This window comes from Blautia schinkii (assembly GCF_013304825.1).
GTDB lineage: Bacteria > Bacillota > Clostridia > Lachnospirales > Lachnospiraceae > Blautia_A > Blautia_A schinkii_B.
This window is the reverse complement of the sequence record NZ_JAAWUO010000005.1, coordinates 1-22693: the sequence shown is the minus strand read 5'-3', so window position 1 is coordinate 22693 and position 22693 is coordinate 1. Positions and strand designations below refer to the sequence as shown.

The 22693-nt window shown below is 40.4% G+C and carries 19 protein-coding genes and 5 pseudogenes; 1 reads left to right on the top strand and 23 read right to left on the bottom strand.

Going from position 1 to position 22693, the window contains the following annotated elements:
• Positions 1-67: 67 nt before the first annotated feature.
• The 8 genes and pseudogenes from HFM85_RS05385 to HFM85_RS05355 all read right to left on the bottom strand — a co-directional run.
• Complete coding sequence (locus tag HFM85_RS05385) at positions 68-1900, bottom strand: ABC transporter ATP-binding protein (protein WP_173737442.1); 1833 nt, start codon at positions 1898-1900, stop codon at positions 68-70.
• Positions 1897-4059 carry an ABC transporter ATP-binding protein gene (locus tag HFM85_RS05380; protein WP_173737441.1) on the bottom strand — a complete coding sequence of 721 codons (2163 nt, stop codon included), beginning with the start codon at positions 4057-4059 and terminating at the stop codon, positions 1897-1899. The genes HFM85_RS05385 and HFM85_RS05380 overlap by 4 nt, the downstream gene beginning before the upstream one ends.
• Entirely contained in the window at positions 4052-4570 is a 519-nt protein-coding gene (locus tag HFM85_RS05375; RefSeq protein ID WP_330594739.1) for a MarR family winged helix-turn-helix transcriptional regulator, read from the bottom strand. Before HFM85_RS05375 ends, HFM85_RS05380 begins: the two co-directional genes overlap by 8 nt.
• A gap of 307 nt (positions 4571-4877) precedes the next feature.
• Complete coding sequence (locus HFM85_RS05370; RefSeq protein WP_119239034.1) at positions 4878-5051, bottom strand: DUF4250 domain-containing protein; 174 nt, start codon at positions 5049-5051, stop codon at positions 4878-4880.
• Positions 5052-5310: 259 nt separating this feature from the next.
• Positions 5311-7893: an ATP-dependent chaperone ClpB gene (gene clpB / locus HFM85_RS05365; protein WP_173737440.1), complete on the bottom strand. Its 2583-nt coding sequence runs from the start codon at positions 7891-7893 to the stop codon at positions 5311-5313.
• Positions 7894-8161: 268 nt separating this feature from the next.
• Positions 8162-8503: a hypothetical protein gene (locus HFM85_RS05360; protein WP_173737439.1), complete on the bottom strand. Its 342-nt coding sequence runs from the start codon at positions 8501-8503 to the stop codon at positions 8162-8164.
• A 5-nt stretch (positions 8504-8508) separates the two neighbouring features.
• Entirely contained in the window at positions 8509-8631 is a 123-nt protein-coding gene (locus HFM85_RS16415; protein ID WP_274602631.1) for a hypothetical protein, read from the bottom strand.
• 409 nt (positions 8632-9040) lie between these two features.
• A pseudogene (locus HFM85_RS05355) lies at positions 9041-9412 on the bottom strand (tyrosine-type recombinase/integrase); the annotation flags it as partial.
• On the opposite strand from HFM85_RS05355, the gene HFM85_RS05350 reads away from it, so the two are divergent.
• Positions 9344-9826, top strand: coding sequence for an MATE family efflux transporter (locus HFM85_RS05350; RefSeq protein ID WP_173737438.1), 483 nt, complete (start codon positions 9344-9346; stop codon positions 9824-9826). The pseudogene HFM85_RS05355 and the gene HFM85_RS05350 sit on opposite strands and share 69 nt — an antisense overlap.
• A gap of 360 nt (positions 9827-10186) precedes the next feature.
• Here HFM85_RS05350 and HFM85_RS05345 read toward each other — a convergent pair whose 3' ends face one another.
• From HFM85_RS05345 to HFM85_RS05275, 15 genes and pseudogenes are all read right to left on the bottom strand, one after another.
• Entirely contained in the window at positions 10187-11095 is a 909-nt protein-coding gene (locus tag HFM85_RS05345) for an Abi family protein (protein ID WP_173737437.1), read from the bottom strand.
• 556 nt (positions 11096-11651) lie between these two features.
• Complete coding sequence (locus HFM85_RS05340; RefSeq protein ID WP_173737436.1) at positions 11652-12683, bottom strand: helix-turn-helix domain-containing protein; 1032 nt, start codon at positions 12681-12683, stop codon at positions 11652-11654.
• A gap of 9 nt (positions 12684-12692) precedes the next feature.
• Positions 12693-13493, bottom strand: a complete 801-nt coding sequence (locus HFM85_RS05335) for an SDR family NAD(P)-dependent oxidoreductase (RefSeq protein WP_173737435.1) — start codon at positions 13491-13493, stop codon at positions 12693-12695.
• Positions 13494-13654: 161 nt separating this feature from the next.
• Positions 13655-13831, bottom strand: a complete 177-nt coding sequence (locus HFM85_RS05330; RefSeq protein WP_173737434.1) for a YccF domain-containing protein — start codon at positions 13829-13831, stop codon at positions 13655-13657.
• Between the two features lie 26 nt (positions 13832-13857).
• Complete coding sequence (locus tag HFM85_RS05325; protein ID WP_173737433.1) at positions 13858-14076, bottom strand: aspartate dehydrogenase; 219 nt, start codon at positions 14074-14076, stop codon at positions 13858-13860.
• Between the two features lie 45 nt (positions 14077-14121).
• The gene (locus tag HFM85_RS05320; RefSeq protein ID WP_173737432.1) at positions 14122-14592 is read right to left on the bottom strand and encodes an LURP-one-related/scramblase family protein; all 471 of its coding nucleotides are present in this window, start codon (positions 14590-14592) and stop codon (positions 14122-14124) included.
• Positions 14593-15028: 436 nt separating this feature from the next.
• Entirely contained in the window at positions 15029-15949 is a 921-nt protein-coding gene (locus HFM85_RS05315) for an AraC family transcriptional regulator (RefSeq protein ID WP_173737431.1), read from the bottom strand.
• 44 nt (positions 15950-15993) lie between these two features.
• Positions 15994-16359, bottom strand: a pseudogene (locus HFM85_RS05310) (transposase); the annotation flags it as partial.
• Between the two features lie 527 nt (positions 16360-16886).
• Positions 16887-17596 (bottom strand): annotated as a pseudogene (locus HFM85_RS05305) (IS5 family transposase).
• 138 nt (positions 17597-17734) lie between these two features.
• Positions 17735-19423 (bottom strand): glycogen synthase, encoded by a 1689-nt coding sequence (locus HFM85_RS05300; RefSeq protein WP_173737429.1) that lies wholly within the window; start codon positions 19421-19423, stop codon positions 17735-17737.
• Positions 19424-19688: 265 nt separating this feature from the next.
• Positions 19689-20345 (bottom strand): annotated as a pseudogene (locus tag HFM85_RS05295) (alpha-amylase family glycosyl hydrolase); the annotation flags it as partial.
• Positions 20297-20467: a hypothetical protein gene (locus HFM85_RS05290; RefSeq protein ID WP_173737428.1), complete on the bottom strand. Its 171-nt coding sequence runs from the start codon at positions 20465-20467 to the stop codon at positions 20297-20299. The gene HFM85_RS05290 and the pseudogene HFM85_RS05295, both read right to left, overlap by 49 nt.
• 61 nt (positions 20468-20528) lie before the next feature.
• Positions 20529-21980, bottom strand: coding sequence for a sensor domain-containing diguanylate cyclase (locus tag HFM85_RS05285; protein WP_173737427.1), 1452 nt, complete (start codon positions 21978-21980; stop codon positions 20529-20531).
• Between the two features lie 25 nt (positions 21981-22005).
• Positions 22006-22290, bottom strand: a complete 285-nt coding sequence (locus HFM85_RS05280) for a response regulator (protein ID WP_173737426.1) — start codon at positions 22288-22290, stop codon at positions 22006-22008.
• A 167-nt stretch (positions 22291-22457) separates the two neighbouring features.
• Positions 22458-22693 (bottom strand): annotated as a pseudogene (locus HFM85_RS05275) (hypothetical protein); the annotation flags it as partial.

The following is a 22693-nucleotide window of genomic DNA, read 5'->3' as shown; positions in this document are numbered from 1 at the left end:
TGAGCCTCTTTCAGCAAAGCAGACATTCGGAATCCGCTTCGCTACTTCCTCATGAACAAAAACAGGATTATGCCTGTTTTTGTTCAAACTGACTGTTATACAGATCCGCATAAAATCCCTTACGTGCCAGGAGCTCTTCATGATTTCCCTGCTCAATGATATCTCCATCCTTCATTACCAGGATCAGATCTGCATCCTTAATAGTTGACAATCTGTGGGCGATAACAAAACTTGTTCTGCCCTTCATCAGGTTATCCATGGCTTTCTGGATCTGCATCTCGGTTCTGGTATCAACGGAAGATGTAGCCTCATCAAGGATCAGGATTTTGTTATCTGCCAGGATGGCTCTTGCAATGGTAAGAAGCTGCTTCTGGCCCTGGGAAACATTGCTGGTCTCCTCGTCAAGTACCATCTGATAACCGCCAGGCTGCTGCATGATGAAATTATGGATATGAGCCGCTTTTGCTGCTGCGATCACCTCTTCATCCGTTGCGTCCAGTCTTCCGTAGCGGATATTTTCCATGATGGTTCCGGAAAACAGCCAGGTGTCCTGCAGCACCATTCCGAACATCTCACGGAGATTGCTGCGATTGAAGTTCCGGATATCATGTCCGTCAACCTTGATGCTTCCGCCGTTTACATCATAAAAACGCATCAGCAGCTTTACGATCGTCGTTTTTCCTGCACCCGTAGGTCCTACAATGGCGATCTTCTGACCGTCATGCACATCTGCGGAAAAATCATTTACAATGATCTTATCCGGGTTATAACCGAATTTCACGTGCTCAAACTGTACATTTCCTTCCAGTCCCTCAATGGAATCCGGGTTCTCCGGCTGAAGCTCTTCCTCCGGCTCCTCCAGAAATTCAAATACTCTTTCAGAAGCTGCCGCAGAGGACTGCAGAAGGTTTGTAACCTGGGCGATCTGCTGGATCGGCTGTGTAAAGTTACGGATATACTGGAAGAAGGACTGGATATCTCCAACCTCGATAGTTCCCTTGATGGCAAAAATTCCTCCGAGAAGTGCCACCATCACATATCCTAAGTTGCCTACAAACTGCATGATCGGCATCATCATCCCGGAAAAGAACTGAGATTTCCATGCTGACTCGTAGAGTTTCTGATTGTCGTGCTCAAATTCTTTCAGCACATCCTGTTCTTTATTGAATACTCTTACTACATCATGGCCGCCGAAATTTTCCTCAACCTGACCATTTACTTTTCCCAGATACTCCTGCTGTGCCTGGAAATATTTCTGGGAGTGTTTCATTACTTTATTAATGATAAGCATGGAAACCGGCAGAATCAGTACTGCTGCCAGTGTCATCCACACATTGATGGAAAGCATCATAATAAATACACCGATCAGTGTTGTTACGGATGTGATCAGCTGTGTCATGCTCTGGTTGATACTCATCTGCAGGGTATCCACATCATTTGTCACCCTGGAAAGGATCTCACCGTTTGTTCTGCTCTCAAAATAATTCATTGGCAGACGGTTGATCTTCTTTGAAATATCCTTTCGGAGATTGTATGTGACATCATTGGAAATCCCCGTCATGACAAAGCCCTGTATCAGGGAAAAGCACGCACTTGCCACATACAATCCCAAAGTCCACAGAAGGATCATTCCGATCTTACTGAAATCAATACCGCCTGTACCGTTTACCTTGGCAACCAGACCATTGAACAGCTCTGTGGTAGCTTTTCCAAGGATCTTCGGGCCTGCAATATTAAACGCTGTACCTGCCACTGCAAAGATAAACATCAGGATAAAACGGAATTTATATCTGCCCATATAGCCAAAGAGCTTTTTCATGGAGCCTTTGAAGTCCTTGGCCTTCTCTGTTGGCTGCATTCCGTGTCCGCCCATCGGGCCTCTTCTTCTCTGCTGACTCATGCCAATTCCTCCTCTGATAACTGACTCATGGCAATCTGGCGATATACCTCGCAGGACTTCATCAGCTCCTTATGGCTTCCGATCCCTGCCATATGTCCATCGTCCAGTACAAGGATCTTATCTGCATTTAAGATCGTACTGATACGCTGTGCCACGATAATGGTTGTTGCTTCTTTTGTATGTTCTTTCAGAGCTTTTCGAAGTGTACTGTCTGTTTTGAAATCCAGTGCGGAAAAGCTGTCATCAAAGATAAAGATCTCCGGATCTTTTGCGATAGCTCTGGCAATGGAAAGCCTCTGCTTCTGTCCACCGGAAACATTGCTTCCTCCCTGTGCGATCGGAGTCTTATATCGCTCCGGCTTGGTGTCGATAAACTCCGTAGCCTGTGCAACCTCTGCTGCTTTTTTCACTGCATCTTCCGAAATCTCTGTCTTTCCGTAACGGATATTGGAATCAATGGTTCCTGAGAAAAGTACACCCTTCTGCGGAACGTAACCGATCCTGTCACGGACATCCTTCTGTGTCATTTCCCGGACATCCACGCCATCCACTTTCACAGATCCTTCTGTTGCATCGTAGAAACGCGGGATCAGATTGATCAGTGTACTCTTACCGCTTCCTGTACTTCCGATGATCGCTACTGTCTCACCTTTTTCTGCCTTGAAAGAAATGTCTGTGATAACATTCTCTCCTGCCTCCGGATATGCGAAGCTTACATGATCAAATTCTACAGTACCCTTCACATCCCGAGAAGGCTGTACCGGCTCCTCCGGATCCCGGACACTGACTTCTGTCTCAAGTACCTCGTTGATACGGCGTGCAGATACATTTGCTCTCGGCAGCATGATAGACATTGCTGTAATCATCAAAAATGACATAATGATCTGCATTGCATACTGGATAAACGCCATAACATCACCAACCTGCATGCTTCCGCTGTCTACCGCATAAGAACCGCTGTAGATGGTCAATACAGAAACTGCGTTCATGATCAGCATCATCACCGGCATCATAAATGTCATACAACGGTTTACAAAAAGGTTTGTCTTCGTCAGAGTGATATTTGCATCCTCAAAACGCTCCTCCTCGTGTTTCTCCCGGCTGAATGCACGGATAACCGGAATACCGGTAAGGATTTCTCTTGTTACCAGGTTAAGCTTATCTACCATGGTCTGCAAAGCTGTAAATTTCGGCATTGCGATCCTGAACAGCAGTCCCATAAATGCCATGATCAGTACAATAGCCACCCCAAGGATCCATGTCATGGAGGAATCTCTCTGAAGCACGCGGATCACACCACCGATTCCAAGGATCGGCGCGTAAAGCACGATACGGAACATCATAGCCATTACCTGCTGGATCTGCTGGATATCGTTCGTGCATCGTGTGATCAGGGATGCTGTTGAAAACTTATGGTACTCTCTGCTGGAAAAACCTATGACTTTGTTATAAACCAGTCCACGGAGATCATGCCCCATAGATGCCGCAACTCTGGATGAAAAAAATACCACACATACTGCAGCCATCATAGTGACCAGTGCCATAAGCACCATGCGGATACCTGTTGACTTCATGTAATCCATCTGTATGGCATCCACATCTTCACCCATAGCTTCATATTCTGCACGGACGTAGGAAACGCCTGCCTGTGTGATTATGGATTCCTGCATCTTGTCGATCTTTTCTCCGACCTGGTCCTTCATAGCAGCCAAAGCCTCTGCCGGCATCTGAGAAAGAGCCGCCAGTGGATCAGTCCCTTCCGGTATTCCCATTTTTGCAAGAGCTGCCTTTGATTCCTCACTGTCGGACATCAGAGTAGAAACGATCACCATCGGTTTACCGAAGATATCATTGAGCTCTTCTCTGTCTTCTTTGGAGATTTTATCCTTTAATACCAGATCATCTCCCTCTTCCTCATAAAATCCATCCACAGTTTTCGCATCATCCTCTTCCATAAACAGCTTCAGACTGTCCATGGATGTCTTTCTGATCTTCTCAGGAACACTGTCTTCGATACCGTTCTGCTGAATTCCCACATTGATGATATTGGATGTGTAATTCGGCAGAGACAGATCACAATATGCCTGAAGAAAAAGAAGCGCAATGATGATCACGATGTAACCTGCAGATCGTTTCAAATATTTCATCAGTTTAATCACGTTTCTGTTCCTTCCTTTCTGTTATTTCATCCGGCTGAAGCTTTTCTATGACTTCCTCCGGCTGTATCTTTTCAATATTTACCAGGATCTGCTCCAGAAATCTCCGAAGCAGACATTGTTCCGCCTCACTGAAGCCTTCCATCATTACAGCCTCATTTTTATGGATCCGTTCCAGTGCTTTTGCCTTGATTTCCTTTCCCTTTTCTGTCATGTAGATCCTGGTCACACGCTGGTCCTTTTCATCCGGTTTCTTATAAAGAAAGCCTGCTTTCTCCAGTCTCTGTATAGATACATTTACCGTAGGCGGCTTGATATGCAGAATCTTTGCAATTTCCCGCTGACTCAGTCCATCCCTTCCGGACACAAGCCCCAGAACCGGGATCTGTCCCGGATAAATTCCAAGCTCCTGCATCTGACCAAAGCATTTCGTCATAAAATGACGGTCTACCTTCATAAACAGAGATAAAACACTGCTCTGCTTCTCTTTCTCATCGTCCTCCTCACAAAACACGCTGTCACTCCCTTCCTCCGTCAGAACTTCTGCTTTTTATTTCTTATCTTCCAGGCAGAAGTATCTTTCATCTTTAATTAGTCGGCTAACTATATATAATATACATCTGCACAAAAAATGCAACTGTTTTTTGTGTATTTTACACTTTTTTAAGATTTACAGTTTCTTTTATCTCCAATTAAAATCTGTTAATTAATTTGCCAAGCTAATTTATTTTCTGCTGTTTTCCAATTTTTTGCATAAATAAAAATACCCGCTCCGGAATTTTTCTATCCGAAACGGGTACTTCTTTCTGTTCCTGATTTTCTTATACAAACTGATTCACAGCCGGATCATAAGCATAATCAATCATGTCAAGCTTATCCTCCAGGTCTTTCCTGTTAAGTCCTCTGTCCTCACAGAAAGCATCCAGGGATCTGTAAAAATCCCGCAGCTGTGTATTTACGTAACTTAAAAGCATTACCGGGTCCTTTGGTATCATAATCTGTTTCCATCCTTTTGTCTGATATTTATAAGCTGCTTCCGGACAACCTGATGACTGTCACTTGCAAAACATTAAATTTACTATCTTACCATTATCCTTTTTTGTCAAGTGTCCAATTAAAGTTTTTTCCATATTTGAAAGAACTGCCAAATTCTGATTTTCATTCCAAAATAGGTTTTCATTCTAAAACGGATTTCTATCAGAACCGACAGTTCTTTTCACAGTCAATCTATCTATAATTTTATGGAGTTATTTTTTATTTCGTGCTGACGGTAAACTCTCCGTCCTTCACATCCAGCACAATAGTATCTCCGGCATGTACATCACCGGAAAGGATTTTCTTGGCTGTCAGTGTTTCCACATAATTCTGGAGATAACGCTTCAGAGGACGTGCGCCGTAAACCGGATCATAGCCGTTATCCACTACCATCTGTTTGGCAGCATCTGTAAGCTCCAAAGAAAGCTCCTGGTCAGCCAGACGGTCACTGAGTTCTCTTACCATCAGATCAACAATCTTGCCAATGTTATTCTTAGTCAGTGGCTTGAACATGATAATCTCATCCAGACGGTTCAGAAACTCCGGACGGAAGTGTCCACGGAGATCTCCCATAACCTGCTCCTGTGCCTCCGGCTTGATATCTCCCTTCTCGTCGATACCATCAAGAAGATACGGAGAACCAATGTTGGAGGTCATGATCAGGATCGTATTCTTGAAATCAACGGTACGTCCCTGAGAATCTGTGATACGTCCATCATCCAGTACCTGCAGAAGTACATTGAATACATCTGGATGAGCCTTCTCGATCTCATCGAAAAGAACAACACTGTACGGTTTTCTTCGGACGGCCTCTGTCAGCTGTCCTCCTTCCTCATATCCGACATATCCTGGAGGCGCTCCGATGAGACGGGAAACGGAATATTTCTCCATGTATTCACTCATATCAATACGCACCATATTCTGCTCATCGTCAAACAATGTGGCAGCCAGAGTCTTGGCAAGCTCTGTTTTACCAACACCGGTTGGTCCAAGGAACAGGAATGAACCGATCGGTTTTGTGGGATCTTTGATTCCTGCTTTGGAACGAAGGATCGCATCTGTTACAAGACGAACACCCTCATCCTGTCCTACTACACGTTTATGAAGCTCCTCCTCAAGGCCGAGAAGTTTCGTTCTCTCACCCTCAGTCAGTTTCGTCACCGGAATACCGGTCCATCTGGAAATGATACGGGCAATTTCATCATCTGTGACAGCCTCATGTACCAGGCTTCTGTCACTTTCTTTGACCTGCTTCTCCTCAACCTCCAGCTGCTGCTGAAGCTTCGGCAGTTCGCCGTACTGCAGCTCTGCTGCTTTCTCCAGATCGTAGTTCTGTTTCGCCTTCTGGATCTGTTTATTGATATCCTCGATCTGCTCACGTAATTTCTGAAGCTTCTCTACGGAATGTTTTTCATTGTCCCACTGTGCTTTCTGGGTGTTAAAAGCATCTCTCATTTCTGCCAGTTCCTTCTGCAGTTCTGCCAGACGCTCTTTACTTAAGTTATCTGTCTCTTTTTTCAGGGCAGATTCCTCGATCTCCAGCTGCATGATTTTACGTCTCTGCTCATCCAGCTCTGTCGGCATGGAATCCAGTTCCGTCTTGATCAGCGCACAGGCCTCATCTACAAGGTCAATGGCCTTATCCGGAAGGAAACGGTCTGTAATATAACGATGTGAAAGTGTGGCAGCTGCAACCAGGGCACTGTCTGTGATCTTTACACCGTGGAATACCTCATATCTCTCCTTCAGTCCACGAAGGATGGAAATGGTATCTTCTACAGTCGGCTCATCTACCATAACCGGCTGAAAACGACGGGCAAGTGCCGCATCTTTTTCAATGTACTGGCGGTACTCATCCAGAGTTGTTGCACCGATACAGTGCAGCTCACCTCTGGCGAGCATAGGCTTCAGCATGTTTCCTGCATCCATGGCACCGTCTGTCTTGCCGGCACCAACGATCAGATGAAGCTCATCGATAAACAGGATGATCTCACCCTCACTCTTCTTCACTTCCTCAAGAACTGCTTTCAGACGTTCCTCAAACTCACCACGATACTTGGCGCCTGCAACCAGAGCACCCATATCCAGAGCAAAAATCTTCTTATTCTTAAGACCTTCCGGTACATCTCCGGCTACAATACGCTGTGCCAGTCCCTCAATGGCTGCTGTTTTACCAACGCCAGGCTCACCGATGAGAACCGGATTGTTTTTGGTCTTACGGGAGAGGATACGGATAATATTCCGGATCTCCGCATCACGGCCGATCACCGGATCAAGCTTCTGATTCTTCGCCTTCTCCACAAGATCCTCACCATATTTATTCAGAGTATCATAGGTTGCCTCAGGGTTATCACTGACAACTCTCTGGTTTCCTCTGACTGTAGACAGTGCCTGAAGAAAACGCTCTCTGGTGATTCCAAACTCATTGAATATTTTCTTCATGCTCGGGCTTGGATTCTTCAGCATGGAAAGAAAGAGATGCTCAACCGATACATACTCATCTCCCATAGCCTTCGCTTCATCCTCTGCACTGACCAGTGCCTTGTTCAGATACTGACCAAATCGAAGCTCTCCACCGGAAACCTTAACTCTGGCATCCAATGCCCTCTTAACTGTGTCAATAAAATATTCCTTCTGGATTTCCATCTTCTCGATCAGCTTGAGGATCAGGCTGTCCTCCTGTGTCAGCAAGGCATACAGAAGGTGTTCCTCCTCGATCTCCTGATTGCCATATTCATAAGCAATCTTCTCAAGATCCTGGACAGCCTGTACGGATTTCTGTGTAAATTTACTGATATTCATAGGCTTTCCTCCTATTCTATGAAAAGCATTTCCAATATTCGCATACTGGAAATGCCGTGCTTTTTTCTTGTTCTAGGAGAACTATAACACCTTTTGTTAGCACTGTCAATAGGTGAGTGCTAATTATTTTGTGAACTCTCTGTGAAATTTTCTGCAAGCCCAGTAAAATCAATGGTTTGCGGCATTTATGAGTTTTGTTATTTCTGATTTATTTTCTGCTTTTTAATGGTTTGACACCAATTTGACACCAATTTTTATTTTTTTGGTGTCAGCCATTCATTACCAATCCGTCCAGTCTGGCAATCTCTTTTTCTATCCTGTCCATTCCTGCCAAGTGATTATATACTTCCATCGTTATCACAGCCTCACCACTACAAAGAATAATTGCAACAACCATATAAATATTAGCTGTACCTATACTGGTTCCGGAGTTTGTCTGCACTATACTCTTTAATGTAACTCCTCCAATATGTATCGCATCCACCCCTGCTGCAAGAAATGCAATTCCTACAACACTTCCTATAATTCCTATCACGCAAAAAACAAAAACAATACTGCAAAGTATTTTTCCAAGTTTTGAAAGTTTCTGTATTTTGTCCAAAGAACTCATATAATTCACCGCCTTTCATCCTTTTCTAGGCTTCTTTTATCAAGGATTACGACATATCCCGCATTAACAGCTTTTACATCACCGAAGTTCTTGGTTAGATGACTTATTTTTATGATATCTGATCCCATTTTGTTCTCCTTTTTTCTCAACCTGCTCTACAATTTTTAACAACAGAAGCAACAACATTGATATAGATTTTATGTATCTGATTTTGTTTTATCGTATATTTATCTATATGTCTATATGAGCATTACCAAAATGCATAATATATGAACCAAGATGCAAGAAAACGCAAAAAAGGGCGCAGGATATTCATAAATGCATAGTTGTCGCCCGGTGAACCATCCCGGATCTGATAAATTCCAAATGTCCGTCTTGTTCCTAATAACAGATTTGCTTCTTTCAATGACTGAATCTGTGGATACTTCTGCATTTCCCATTCCAGGTTACGTAATTACAATAATTCTGTTATTTTTACTCTTGTGTTACCCAAACCCATTTCCAGTCTGGGTCTGTAATAACTCATATTCTGAAATGACGGTGCTGCCAGTGCATTGCCACAAGGGGCATTCCATTGTCATCGTAAAACAGGAATCCACTGTAGCCATCAATGGATTTTTCCACTTTGAGAGCATTTCTGTCCTCGCTGATTGCCTGAAACATCTGTGCCACATCCTCTGTGATTGGCAATACTCTTGTTCCTGCATCCGTCTTCGTAGTTTCTATGATATATCGCATATCTGACGTTCTCTGCAACTGGTGGGCAATATTCACAGTTCTGTTCTCAAGATCAATATCCTTCAGCGTCAGTCCACAAAATTCTGATATTCGCATTCCCGTATGAAAGAGTATGTACACCACTTCATAATATTTACAGCACACCGCATTGTCATACACAAACGTCAGGAACAGAAGAAACGCCTTGAAAATGCTGTTTATGTCGGCGGTTTGTTTGATGTTCTGATTGGTGTATTTTTTACTGCTGCATTCATTATGTTCAGACGCGCATTGGTATCATTTTTCCTAGAAGAAGACCAACTGATTGTTCAGGCTGCATCCTTCCTTTGGGTAATTGGCTTATCCGCTCCTATGCTTGGGATTACAAATATTGTAACATCTTATTTTCAAGTTTTGGGAAAGGCATTCAATTCCATGATCATCACTATGCTACGAAATGTTATACTCTTTATTCCAGGAGTAATAGTAATGAATCTATTTTGGAAGTTACCCGGTGTAATTGCTACTCAGCCAGTGGTTGAGACGATTGTCGCAGCAATGAGTATCATTCTGTATGTTATCAATAAACGAAAAGTAATTGAATAATATGCATAAACTAAGCTGCGGGCATCCAATTAGTCCTGCGGCTTTTGCTTTACGATTTGAGGTCATAGATTAAAATTCGGTATATCACATCATCGGCAAAAACGCCATTCTTTTTGCTCACCGCACTATTTTTTAGCCGATATAACAATTATATCATCTAATAAATTTTACTTTCATTTTCTCACATGATCATGAGACTTTTTTCGTTCAAATTGTGCAATCATATGTAAAAGGAGGATGTTCCTTATCAAAATAAAAATGGCGAAGTGCTTATCGTAACACTCCGCCGAAAGCCTAACCGATTTGAGCAAAAAGTGCTTGATTAGGTCTGCTTTATTATTTTATGCAATTCCACTGCATTTATACACTTAAATGTTCTTTCCAATCCGCAGGAAGATTCATTGCTGCGAGACTGACCGCACCATTATTATTTTGAATCAGCTTATCGAAAGCATTTACAAATACTGTCCACTCCTCATCAGATGAACGCAGGTACTTCATCGCCAGTAAGATTTGATACAAGCCATTATGCGCTGGTGGTGGCGTAATTTTATCTACATCCAGAATCTCCGGTGTCGTATGAATTGTACGATTATAAATTCTGGAATTATGAGCACACATATTACGCAATACTGAAGCACCCTGTATCCATGAAGCAAGCATTTTCTGTGATGGTTTTACCAAATTTCCTTTTTTCGATTTATACTGATAATTTGACGCCAAGATAGAATATGATCTTCCGGTACCTGTTTTCAAATTCTTAATTATCTTCGACAATGTACCGAACGAAAGGACTTCAACGGCCGCCCATACAGGTACTTCTCCATCATGATTGTCAAAATTATGTTTGATAAACACATCATTAGAGCGAGCAATTTCTGACGCTACAGTAGCCATATTCTGCCAATACCGTTTTTTCTCTTTAAAAATCGATGAATCTTGCAAAACAAGTGGTTCTCCGTGTATAAGCAATGCTTCCACCAATCGCACTCTCAAAGCAACCTCAATCTTAGAAATCATTGAAAAAACCAAAGCAGATAATTCTTGATCAAATTGATACAATTTTATAACATCTTCAAACTTTGTTCCCAGAACATACTTCTTTGCAGCATTATCATATAATTGAAACGAGTAGCCTCTCAAACGATAAAATCCAATTGACTTTAATGCCTTCTCTACATCTTCTTGAGATGTAATCTTCATTCCTGCATCTATATAAGATTGCACCTGCTGTTCTATTGTTAATATTTGTTTTGGATATTGATACATAAAACACCCCATAAATAAGAAAGTCCCACCGGGTTGCGCATGAAAAATCAGAGGCGTGGTGGGTTCTGTTAATGTTATTATACAGCTTTCAATGTCACTGTCAAGATTGTTTTTGTAAAAAAATCAGCAATTTATTTATAAAATTCTTTTGAGCATTTATGCGCGTTTATGCTCAGATCTCAGATCTACAATTCATCTCACTACCTGCAGAGGTAGGAGAATTCTTGTTATATATTATGTTAAACACTATAATAGTGAATTCTCACAACTCCAAAAGTCTCGCCTGAAACTGACAGATGTGCTTAATTGAATTATACATTTCAATTTTCAAATTTTTAACAGGCAGGACATTAGCCCTGTATTTCTGATTACTTTCATTTTTTATTATCATAAATCTTTCCAAAGAAAAACTCCCCTGATAAACTGGGGAGCCTCCAGAAGCTATACCTTACGGTCCTACGGCTTCGTTTAAACATTTATAAAGTACCCACTGTATCTTGATTGCTCAAGTGTGGAACTTAATCATAGCATCTCTGTTCCTCTTTATTATATGCAACTACCTTCTCTTTTTAAATTTATAGAATGGTTTTGATGCTGTGTTCTGAACAAAACAATACTTCTTATACTCACTGACGCTTATTCCCGTCCAACTACTAAATGCTCTCAGGAATGAGTTCAGTTCCTGGTATCCAAGCAGAAATGAGATATCATCCGTGCTCATATCTGTATTTTTTATATAATGTTTCGCAAGCAACTCCCTTACACCGTTCAACTGCTTTTGAAAAGAAGTATCCTTTTCAGTCAGTTTCCTTTGAAGCGTCCGTTTGCTGATTCCCAGCTTTTCAGCCACACCGTCAGCTGTTCCACCACCACCTGGAAGAAGTTCCGTTAATGCACTTCTAACCTTCGCTGCAAAGGTATCATCCTTTTCCATTTCATACAGTCTTTTCTGAAGCTCCGGTTCAAAGAAATTCCACATTCCTTCATTAAAGCTTATGAAAGGCTTCTCCATATCTTCAGTTGTGAAAATCAGGACATTTTCGTTACTTTTCTTAACCGCACAGTCTGTGAAATTTTTAAATTCCTTATCAGTGACCGGCTGCTGCATCAGAACCTCTACAGGAGAAATGCGGCTCTTTGTTGCTTTTCTAATAATATTTATAATGAACACCATCTCTGTTTCCACAAGGAACTGCGGCATGGTCAGTTCTTCTTTGCCTGCCTCAATCACAAGCTTCACTTTTCCATCTGTTTTGTATAATTCATACCGCATAGGAGCAATGATCCGCTTATAAGCACTAAGTCTCTCCATGCATACGTTGCCATTCTTGCTACAGTATGCCGCAAAGATCGGCGGTGAAAAGCTCTCAATATTATCAGCAGAAGCAAGCAATATTGGCAGCTTCGGATCCGTAACCTGTCTTCCTACTGCACTTATAAAGGCATAGTAATCGACTTCATCCAGTACCGGCTTATTCCAGCTGAAAAGTTCCTCAGTCACACCGGCTTCTTTTAATGCTTCACCAACTTTTACACCAATCATTTCAAGATATTTTCCATATTGTCCATCTAAAATATATTTGTCCATTTGCTTTCCTTATTTTCTCTTTGCATTTCCTACACGCTGCTGATCGTATACAAAACTCAACATGGTCTTCTTCGGGAATAAAGGAGCCAGTTTCATCATAGGAGTCTGCCATCCCGGAAGCCCCGAGATCACATTAAGTTTTCCTTTCAACACATCATAACCAGCCTTAGCTACCCTGGCAGGATCTACGGCATTTGAAAACAGCTTTGTATCAGAAAGTCCACCTGCACTGATAAAACCAGTCTGCATTGCACCAGGCATCAAGGCCGTTACTGTAACACCAGTTTCCTGGAGTTCACGCCACAGAGCATTTGACCAGCTTGTAACATATGCCTTAGTCGCATAATATACTGCCTGCAAAGGTCCTGGCATTGTTGCAGCTGTTGATGATACATTCAGTACCCTGCCATTTCCCCTTTTTATGAAATCTGGAAGAAACAGTTTACAAAGCCTTGTGGGTGTTTCAATGTTTACAGCGATCATGGACATATCCTGTTCCATCGTCCTCTCTCTTGCAAAATCACCCTGACCGCCAAAACCTGCATTGTTAATCAGGTAATCCACCTGCCACCTTTTTTCCTTGCAAGTATCATAAATCAACTGAGCTGCATCAGGTGAAGATAGATCTGCCGCAATTGTGTGTACTCCCACATCATACAGTTTGCGTATGCTATCTGCCTGTTCATCAAGTTTTTTCTGATTTCTTCCCACCAGAATCAGATTTCCACCATCGCCTGCATGAATATTTACAAAACATGTGCCAAGACCGCCATAAGAACCTGTAATAAGTGCCGTTTTTTTATTTTCCATAGTATTGTCTCCTTTTTCTGTTGCTTATTTTTGATGATACAATTATATGAAAAAGTAACTCTCTATTGAACAACATTAAATGTCATTATCATATCAATTCACGCCAAATTTATCATCATAAAATACCACCATACAGCAAGGAGGATAAGACCTTACACATTCTACCCTATCACACTCGCACCAAATGGCATGAAAGAGAGTCTTGCCATTTTGAAGAACTGCTTTCCAAATGGAATTCCAACAATTGTAATACACCATATGCAACCTGCAAAAATCCATGCCAGTCCGCCCAATAATCCTCCAAATATAAACCAAAGGATATTACCTATAGTTCTCATGACAACATCTCCTCCTTATCCAATGTCTAATATTCTTTTGCAATTTCCTCTGTTATCTCATATATCTCTTTAAATTTTTCTAAGTCCTCTGGATATCTGATCAGTATGATTTCTTCGATTTTTCCGGTCCGTATGTCTTTGAATCCTGCTACTTCTTCTCCAGTACATATGCTTACACGAATAACTGGTTTCATATGTTCTCGGTCATATGTTTTTTTCACGATTTTCTTTTTGAATAATCCCATGCTACCTCCCCATCTCCGAATATCTTCGACAACAAGATCAACTTTTTAATTTCTGGAACATTTTTCTGCATCAATCGCAAGTACAAACATCAGAGCATCCAACGCATTTCCTGGATTCTGTACATCAATGACATATGTATCAGTCATATGAAACAGTTCTTTATTGACCCGTGCAATTAAATATCCGCTTTGATCAAGAATGCTATAGTCCCATTCCATAATGGTTCCATCAATATGCCATCCATTGTAATCAATATTATAACGCGGCGTCAGGAATGAGAATTCTTTGCTCAGGCATCCTGTATAACTGCCGTTTTTATAAATCTCAAATTTAGGAAGAAAGGTAAGAACTTTCTGAACAACCATTCCTGCTTCATTTCCATAGGCATCATAAATTACAAGTTTATGTTCCCAGGACAACTGACCTTTTACTACATAAACAGTGTTGCCTGCTTCATCATAGATATCATAACTGTCAAACCATGAAAACAACCTTTGTTTAAACAATAGCTTCATAACTTTTCACCACTCTCTCCAACAGATATAATTGGTTCTTTATAAGTACCATAATACCATGTCAGAACACTTTAAAAAATATGTAAATCGAAGAATTAACCCATCTTATTGCACAGATTATGATAAAACATATATTTCTAGCTATAAATCTCTACTTGTTCCCAAAAAGATATAAAAAAAACCATCTACTGCTTGTTTACGGTAGATGATCTTTTCATTGCAATCTTCAATTAATATCATACTGAGCTGCTTGTCATCCCCAAAAACTTGAAGCTCTCAATTTCAAGTGGGGAGAAATAAGAGACACGGCCGTTGCTACCGAGCAGGCTGGAAGTTCATCTTTTGTCTTCATACTCTCTCGGATCAAAGTGATAATGTGGGAATGGGGACGATGCTTATGGTTTTTTTACTGTTCCTAGTGGCACCCTATTATATTTTACCACCCCTTAAACACTGATACTTGGTAAGTTGTTACATTTTCCGGATTCTCCAATGCTTTTCTCCGCCATGCATTTGGTGAAATTCCCGTTATTTTCTTAAAATTACGCATAAATGTAGATAACACTGGGTATCCTACAGAATTAGACACTTTTTCTATGGAACATTTTTCTTTTGCGAGCATTTCACAGGCTTTCTTAATCCGAACCAGATTTAGATATTCTGATGGTGTAATATTAGTAGACTCTATAAAGATCCTCCGCATATGTGTCTCACTCAGATTACATACCCTTGCAAAATCCTTTCCCCCGATGTCCTCCATATAATGTAATTCTATATAACTTATAATTTTACGTGTATAATCTAAAGTTTCCCTAGAATTATTCTGAAACTTTATGTTTTCATTATCTAAACGATCAAAAAACAGCACAAGATTAAACGCAAGCGCTGAAACAGTATATTTATAATTTGCTTGTCTCAGCTGTATTTCTTCTGTTATCATCTGCATAAGCGTCACAGTCTTCGTGCTTCCAGCATTCTCCAAAACACTTATTTTCTGCGATAGATTCTGTTCAATATAAATATATTTTTCTGGAGCATTTACAAAACCTCTTTTTAAAATTTCTTCCACATCCACAAATAAATATTCCCATTTTTGTTTTTTTCCACGTTCCTCCGGTGTAGGACATGTCCGATGTGGTGTGTTTTTAGGAATAAATGTTATCGTACCGGCATGATATGGCAGTTCTTTTTCTGCGACATATATGGTTCCATTTCCATAATGGCAATATCCTATCTCCAAACAATTATGAAAGTGCATATTATCTGTCCCATAAATAGTTTCCCATTTTTTACCACTTAATGCCATAACGGGAAGATCCTGAGAAATTTCATAATAACGGTATTCTGCCTTTCGCATTTTTCCTCACATCCTTGTATTCAAATTATCTCGTATCTGTATTTTTTATCCAGTATTTCAGAAGTCAGCTTTTTCCCTTTAAACTCATAAAAAGCGTCCCGTTTTGGTTTCTGCCCATGGGTCAGCCATATAAAAGCGAGATCTCTTTCACATACTTCTACAATACGGTCAACAGAACGTACTCCGCGCATGTTTGCGTAAGTAACTACAGCGTACATCATAATTGGGTTATACCCGGTTCTTCCCTTATCTGAACAATTGGCCAGCAGGCCAGAAAAATCTAAATCCTCCATCACTTTTTTCAGGGTATAGACTGGATCGTCATCGGGTAAACTCAATTCGAAAAAACTAAAGTTAATTTTCTGTTGCCCAAACTCAAAAAAGTCATTATAATAATTAGTTGTTAGCATAGTTACATTATAACATGTAACGGAGAGAAAGATGGTTGTCGTTAGCCATCTTTTTTTTCTTTTTTCAGATAAAATTTCAGGGAGGGTATGACTTGTTGTAAGTCATACCCTCCCTGCTTTGGAACTATCTATTTCCCGGACAGCCCCTGCTTTTATAAATCTATGTTATCCATTTTTGTATTATCACTCTTGCGGTAGATTTTCATACATAAAAGGACATGTAAAAACGGTTCCAAAAGAGTATAAGCTGCCTTAAGGAAAGCCCTGTCGTCTGGTATAAAAACAGCGGGGGGTTATGCTGTATGGCAGTAGGTATTTTCTTAAATTGAATTTGAATCCATTTTTTTGAGACAGGGTTGGTAAGGACATATTTATCAGGAAAAGCCGCTGCCTTTTTTATAATTTCAGAAAAAATCATTTTAAAGCTTCTGTTTCCAACCCGATTCTTTGGCTCTAAAATCCGATATATTCTTCCCTGTCCAAACTGTAAATGCTCTAGATCGTGTTTGAAAAACATTGTAAGTTGTTCATTTTAACCAAATTAATATTGAAGCGATACATATAAATCCCAAGAAAGTTGAAGCCAGCTTATCATAGCGGGTGGCAATTCGACGATATGCTTTCAATTTGAGAAAATAATTTTCTACCAAATGTCTCTCTTTGTAAAGCCACCAATCGCAATGGCGTTCAAATTTAGCACCTTTTCTAGAAGGAATCGTTGGTTCTCCTGTATGGGCATAGATATAATCAATTAGCTTGTTACAGTCGTATCCACGATCTGCCAATACATTACTTCCATTGGTATTGACATGATCCAGCAAAGGGATTGCGTAATTGATATCGTTACGTTGCCCTTCACTGATCATAAAATAAACCGGATAACCGTATGCATCTACAACTGCATGGATTTTTGTGCTGGCTCCACCACGGCTGTGTCCTATTTCGTTTGGTGGCCCCCTTTTTTTGCTCCAGCACTATGCTGATGCGCTTTGACAATAGAAGCGTCAATTGACAGTTCTGTTAATTCGGCTTCTAAGCTCAAAACACAAAAAATATTATCAAGGGTGCCGTCTTCAATCCATTTACGGAAACGGAAATAAACAGTTTGCCAGGAACCATAACGTTCTGGAAGGTCTCGCCATGGAGCTCCGCTACGAGCAATCCAAACAATTCCATTCAGAATTGTCCGGTTGAACTTTTGGGGGCGTCCCTGTTTTCCGGAATTTTCAGGCGGCAGTAATGGAGCTATACGGTTCCATCTTCATCGGTTAATTCGTATCGTCTCAACATAATTAACACCCCTTTTTCTTTATTCTAACATGAAAATGGGTATTAGGATATATGTTTTGTGCAACTTTTATTTTTCAAGCACGCTCTAATCTCTTGGTGTTAATCCTACATACATATCTTTGTACTGTTTTGCACTCTTTTCCCAGGAAACATCTTTATTCATATCGCGGATTACCATATCATCCCAGGATTTCCTGTTCTCGAAATAAAGAGTCTTTGCTCTGTTGATCGCGTCGTAAAGCAGCCCGCTTTCATATCTGTCAAATGTAAAACCGTTTCCTGTATTCTCAAACATATTATAAGGCTGAACCGTATCTTTAAGTCCTCCAGTCTCTCTTATAATCGGAACTGCACCATATCTCATGGCTATAAGCTGTGTAAGTCCACATGGTTCAAATCTTGATGGAACCAGAAGTGCATCACATCCTGCATAAATATTGTGAGCCACATTTTCATTGTAAGCAATATATGCACAGAAATTGCCCTTATATTTGTTTTCATAATAACGAAATGTATTCTCATACTGAGAATCACCAGTACCAAGAACAACCACCTGCGTATGTTCATCCATAATTCCCGGGATTACGTCATTTACAAGATCAAGACCTTTCTGGTTGGTGAGACGTGAAATAAGTCCGATTACCATCTTATGCTCATCTACATCCAGCCCCAGAGATTCCTGAAGAGCTTTTTTATTAATCTTTTTATTCTTTATTGCTGACTTCTCATCATAATCAGCAGCTAACAGCTTATCAGTTGCTGGATTCCAGATATCCGTATCAATACCATTCACAATTCCCAGAATCTTATTGTTGTGATATCTTAAATGGTCTGCAAGTCCCTCTCCATATTCCTCTGTCTGAATCTCCCAGGCATAGGTGTTACTTACGGTTGTAACTTTGTTACTGTAAGCGATACCACCCTTTAACATATTGGCATCCAGCCAGTTCTGAATCATGCAGTCCTTATTAAATACATAATCCGGAAGTCCTGACCAGTATTGAATCATTTTTCTGTCATAAATACCCTGGAACTTCAGATTATGTATTGTGAGTACTGAAATTGCACGTCCCACATCTGTATCCTGGAAACAGGTTCTCAGATAAAGTGGTACTAAAGCTGCCTGCCAGTCATGACAATGTACTACATCAGGAGTCCAATTCAGATAATTAAGGGCAGCAAGGGCAGCTTTTGCAAAATAACAGAATTTCGGAATGTCATCTATAAGATTCGTATATGGATTTCCCCAGGAAAAGAACTCATCATTATCTATAAAATCATAGACAACACCGTCCTCCTGATATTCCATAATTCCCACATAATACTGCTTTCCATCAGAGCAGAGATTCATATCAAAGGAACCCCTGTATTCCATCTTTTCCTGAAATTTCTGAGGAATACATTTATATCTTGGAAGAATGACCTTAACATCAATGTTTAATTTTGCCAGACTCTTTGGCAGGGCAGACATTACATCTCCCAATCCACCGGTCTTAACAAATGGATAACATTCTGATCCAATGAAAGCTACACTTCTTCGCGGTCCCAGATCAGGCTGTTTCGTTGGAATGTTCTGTTCATCCTGTTCAACAGATGGCTCCTGAATAATTGCGGTTTGCTTAACAGAAACATTCTCTACTGTTGGAGCAACAGTCTTAACAGCTTTTTGAGGGCTGTTTTTTGCACTGTTTTTTACGCTGTTTCTTGCATTGCTCTTTGTATTACTCTTCGCATTGCCTTTGGTACTGCTTTTTTGGACTGTTTTTTTCCTCATATCATTGATCTCCCTTTTGCATTTCACAAAGTCCGAAATTTATTACGCCTTAACTAAAATGTCCTCCGGTAAGTTCCTGATAAACATTCATTTTACAGATATTTATCATTTCCTGTTAATCTCAATTATAACACAAAATGCGCAAAGTAACTATTATTATGTGAAATGCTTCCATCACTTAATTCTTACCTGAGTGATACAAGCAAGTCCCCATCCACTGCTTATTACTCTTCGTAATCTCCGCAGGGGACTTACTTGATTCGGTTTAAATTCTGCGAATCAGCGTTCCATTTGCGCCAAGTATATCTCCATCAAACTCCCGGGCAAAAAGCACTTCCCCGCTTCCTTTTACCTTCTCATTCGATGCGTTTAGCAAAACTTCCATTGCAATCTCCGTTCCATAGTAAATACAGGGACTTCCCGGAAGAGTGAAGAGAATTGCAAGCTGCTGATAGAACTTATCCAGATCATGAAAACGGTTCATAAGACGTTCCGTATCGTGTGAATCCAGCAGGTTAAAAAGCACATCATTATTCTGCTGCATATACATGGTATAGCAACGGTTTACCATGTATTCGAATTCCTCTTTTTTCATCGTTTTATCAAGGAAAAAATCATGGATTCCGCTGAGCAGCGGATAATTCATAACTGAATCATATTCATCTCCCTGCAGCCACTGGCTTGCATCATGCCAGATTTCCCCCAGCAGATAAAGATCCGGTTTTACCGCTTTTAAATGTTCCCGTATCCGCTTTAAAAACCGATGAGACACTTCATTTCCCACGTCAAAACGGATTCCATCTATATCAAATTTCCGGATCCAGTCCTCACAGACCTTGCAGAAATATTCGATCACTTCTTCATTATTCGTATTCAGTTTCGGCATCGCATCTGTAAATGCAAAGGAGTAAAAACATCGATCTGAGTCCACATAAGCAGAAAACCAAGCAGGATCAGTATAACAATATACAGAATACATTTCTTTTTATCTGCCTCAATTCTTCGATAGGTTCTGGTGTAATCAATTACTTTCTTTTCTTTCATAGACTCCTCCTTTTATTCCGCTTCGCTACGCAGCTCATAACCGGGAATCTTCCAGAATTTTTTACATCCCCTCCCCATAAATTACAGCACTGCAGCCTTTCTGCTTTTTACTCTGATACATTGCCCTGTCAGCCTTTCTGTATAGCTGATCAAAAGAAACCTCTTCATATCCATCATAAAAACACGCACCAAGACTTATTTCTATGCTCTTTCCCTGCATCTCTATGACATCAATCTGTCGGATATTTTCAAAAAATCTCTCAAAAAATTTCTCTGCTGCCCCTTGTTCCAGCATTCCCGGCACAAACATGGCAAACTCATCACCACCGAGACGCAAAACCACATCACTGTCACGACATGTTTTCTGTAGCTTCTCCGCAACAGCTATGATCACCTTATCTCCTACAGAATGCCCGTAATTGTCATTGATGGATTTAAATTTGTCACAGTCGATCAGACAAAGCAATCCTCCTGTTTTTTCCTTTAAAAGTTCAGTAATCCTTTTTTCTCCGCTTCCACGATTACATAATCCTGTCATAAGATCTGTCCGCGCCAGATAAATCAGCCTGTTCTCACGCTTTTTTTCTTCTTCTATACACTGAATACAGAAAAGCACATGCAGAAGTCTTCCATTTTCATCGTAGTCTACAGGAATAAATCTGCTCCGGCACCAACCTGATGTTTTATCTATAAATTCATGTGTTATGCTGTTTTCTCCAAGAAGCCGTTCTTCCAGCGTACTGATATCTACAAACTCCAGTGATTCCTGAAGTTGTGATTCTATACACATTTTCTCAGCAATATTCTTGATATGTCCGCAAAAATCATCCCTGATTTCATATTCTCCCATTTTAAAATCTTTTCCCAGATATTCCGCAATCTGATCTGTCATTTTTATAATATGATATCTTTTTGTCTGCACATCAACCAAATGCATAGATATGTAGATCTTCGAGAGGGATGAATAACTGCTGAGCTTTGCCTCTTTATTTGACTTTATAAATGAATTACGCAATTTCAGAAATGAGATAAGAAGCGTTCCTATCATATCCAGAAAAGTAGTAAGCCCCCTGTAATCACTTTTGGGAGGATTATCCACACCGAAAAAAACGCTTATCTCATCTTTATAACGTAAAGGGCACACCACCACATTTCTCACATTTTGCTCTTTTAACATATCATACGATACGCGATGTTCTTCTTTTATATCTTCTATATCAGTGATAATGATACTTTCGCCCTTGGAAAACGTATCGTACCACCACTTTATTACGTCCATATCGACATTCTGCAATCTGTCTATCTCAGGAGTTACTCCCTGTGCACACCATTCATACGTATTGTCTGTGCCATGTCTTTCTTTACAATCCTCAAAAATATATATTCTGTCAGAACCGATATGTCTGCCGAAAAAGCGGATAAATTCATTAATCTGCTCGTCTGGTGTGTGGTAATTGAGTGCAGATCTAAGTGCTTCATTTATGACCAGTTCATACTTTATGATTGTCTTCATGTTGTTTTCCTCCTGAATGTCTTTCTCATCTTACTTTTTTACATTCAAGCCAGATTGAAAGTCCTTCTTTTATTTTCTGCTCTTCCACAGGTTTCATAAAAAAATATTCTATCCGCAGCCTGAACGCATGAAGCGAAAAATCAAGGTCACTGCACCAGATGATTCCACATTTCGGATACAGAGAACGAAGGTGTTCTGCTGCATTCAGGCCGGACACACCCGGTAATGCGAGAAACACCACTGTCGGTACTGTTTTCAATGTCTGTGCAAAAAATTGTTCCTGATCAGTCAATATGGCAATACAATACACGACATCCCTCCTCTTCCATTTGCTATACTCCCATTTGTTATCCTCATTATAAAAAAGTCAGAATTTTTTCAATAATTCTGTCACGAAACGACAGAAAATGACACGAATTGTAAATCCATGGTATTGTTTTGTGATATATTGTTACCGGATAAATACTCTCAAACTCCTCATACTTCATCCTCTGCCTCTTCATAATCCTCATAAGACTCAATCTCTGCATAAAGATGTGTGTCTCCTTTCACATCTTCCTCTGGCTCATGCAATTCTTTACATTCCTTATCTGTATACAAAACGTAATAAGAACTATCATCATGAAGCATGATCCATACGTGATTATCTGCAGGAACAGTGATTGCATAATCCTTTTCCTGCTCTGTACCAGGAGCTGCAGTAACTGTCACAT

Excerpts from the sequence above, each read along its gene's own strand:
- HFM85_RS05335 (WP_173737435.1), bottom strand. The coding sequence starts at position 13,493 with ATGGAAAATAAAAAAACGGCACTTATTACAGGTTCTTATGGCGGTCTT.
- HFM85_RS05330 (WP_173737434.1), bottom strand. The coding sequence starts at position 13,831 with ATGAGAACTATAGGTAATATCCTTTGGTTTATATTTGGAGGATTATTG.
- HFM85_RS05340 (WP_173737436.1), bottom strand. The coding sequence starts at position 12,683 with ATGGACAAATATATTTTAGATGGACAATATGGAAAATATCTTGAAATG.
- HFM85_RS05285 (WP_173737427.1), bottom strand. The coding sequence starts at position 21,980 with ATGAAGACAATCATAAAGTATGAACTGGTCATAAATGAAGCACTTAGA.
- HFM85_RS05290 (WP_173737428.1), bottom strand. The coding sequence starts at position 20,467 with ATGAAAGAAAAGAAAGTAATTGATTACACCAGAACCTATCGAAGAATT.
- HFM85_RS05360 (WP_173737439.1), bottom strand. The coding sequence starts at position 8,503 with ATGAGTTCTTTGGACAAAATACAGAAACTTTCAAAACTTGGAAAAATA.
- HFM85_RS05320 (WP_173737432.1), bottom strand. The coding sequence starts at position 14,592 with ATGAAGCTATTGTTTAAACAAAGGTTGTTTTCATGGTTTGACAGTTAT.
- HFM85_RS05350 (WP_173737438.1), top strand. The coding sequence starts at position 9,344 with ATGAAAGAGTATGTACACCACTTCATAATATTTACAGCACACCGCATT.
- clpB (WP_173737440.1), bottom strand. The coding sequence starts at position 7,893 with ATGAATATCAGTAAATTTACACAGAAATCCGTACAGGCTGTCCAGGAT.
- HFM85_RS16415 (WP_274602631.1), bottom strand. The coding sequence starts at position 8,631 with ATGGGATCAGATATCATAAAAATAAGTCATCTAACCAAGAACTTCGGT.
- HFM85_RS05385 (WP_173737442.1), bottom strand. The coding sequence starts at position 1,900 with ATGAGTCAGCAGAGAAGAAGAGGCCCGATGGGCGGACACGGAATGCAG.
- HFM85_RS05315 (WP_173737431.1), bottom strand. The coding sequence starts at position 15,949 with ATGCGAAAGGCAGAATACCGTTATTATGAAATTTCTCAGGATCTTCCC.
- HFM85_RS05300 (WP_173737429.1), bottom strand. The coding sequence starts at position 19,423 with ATGAGGAAAAAAACAGTCCAAAAAAGCAGTACCAAAGGCAATGCGAAG.
- HFM85_RS05370 (WP_119239034.1), bottom strand. The coding sequence starts at position 5,051 with ATGATACCAAAGGACCCGGTAATGCTTTTAAGTTACGTAAATACACAG.
- HFM85_RS05325 (WP_173737433.1), bottom strand. The coding sequence starts at position 14,076 with ATGGGATTATTCAAAAAGAAAATCGTGAAAAAAACATATGACCGAGAA.
- HFM85_RS05345 (WP_173737437.1), bottom strand. The coding sequence starts at position 11,095 with ATGTATCAATATCCAAAACAAATATTAACAATAGAACAGCAGGTGCAA.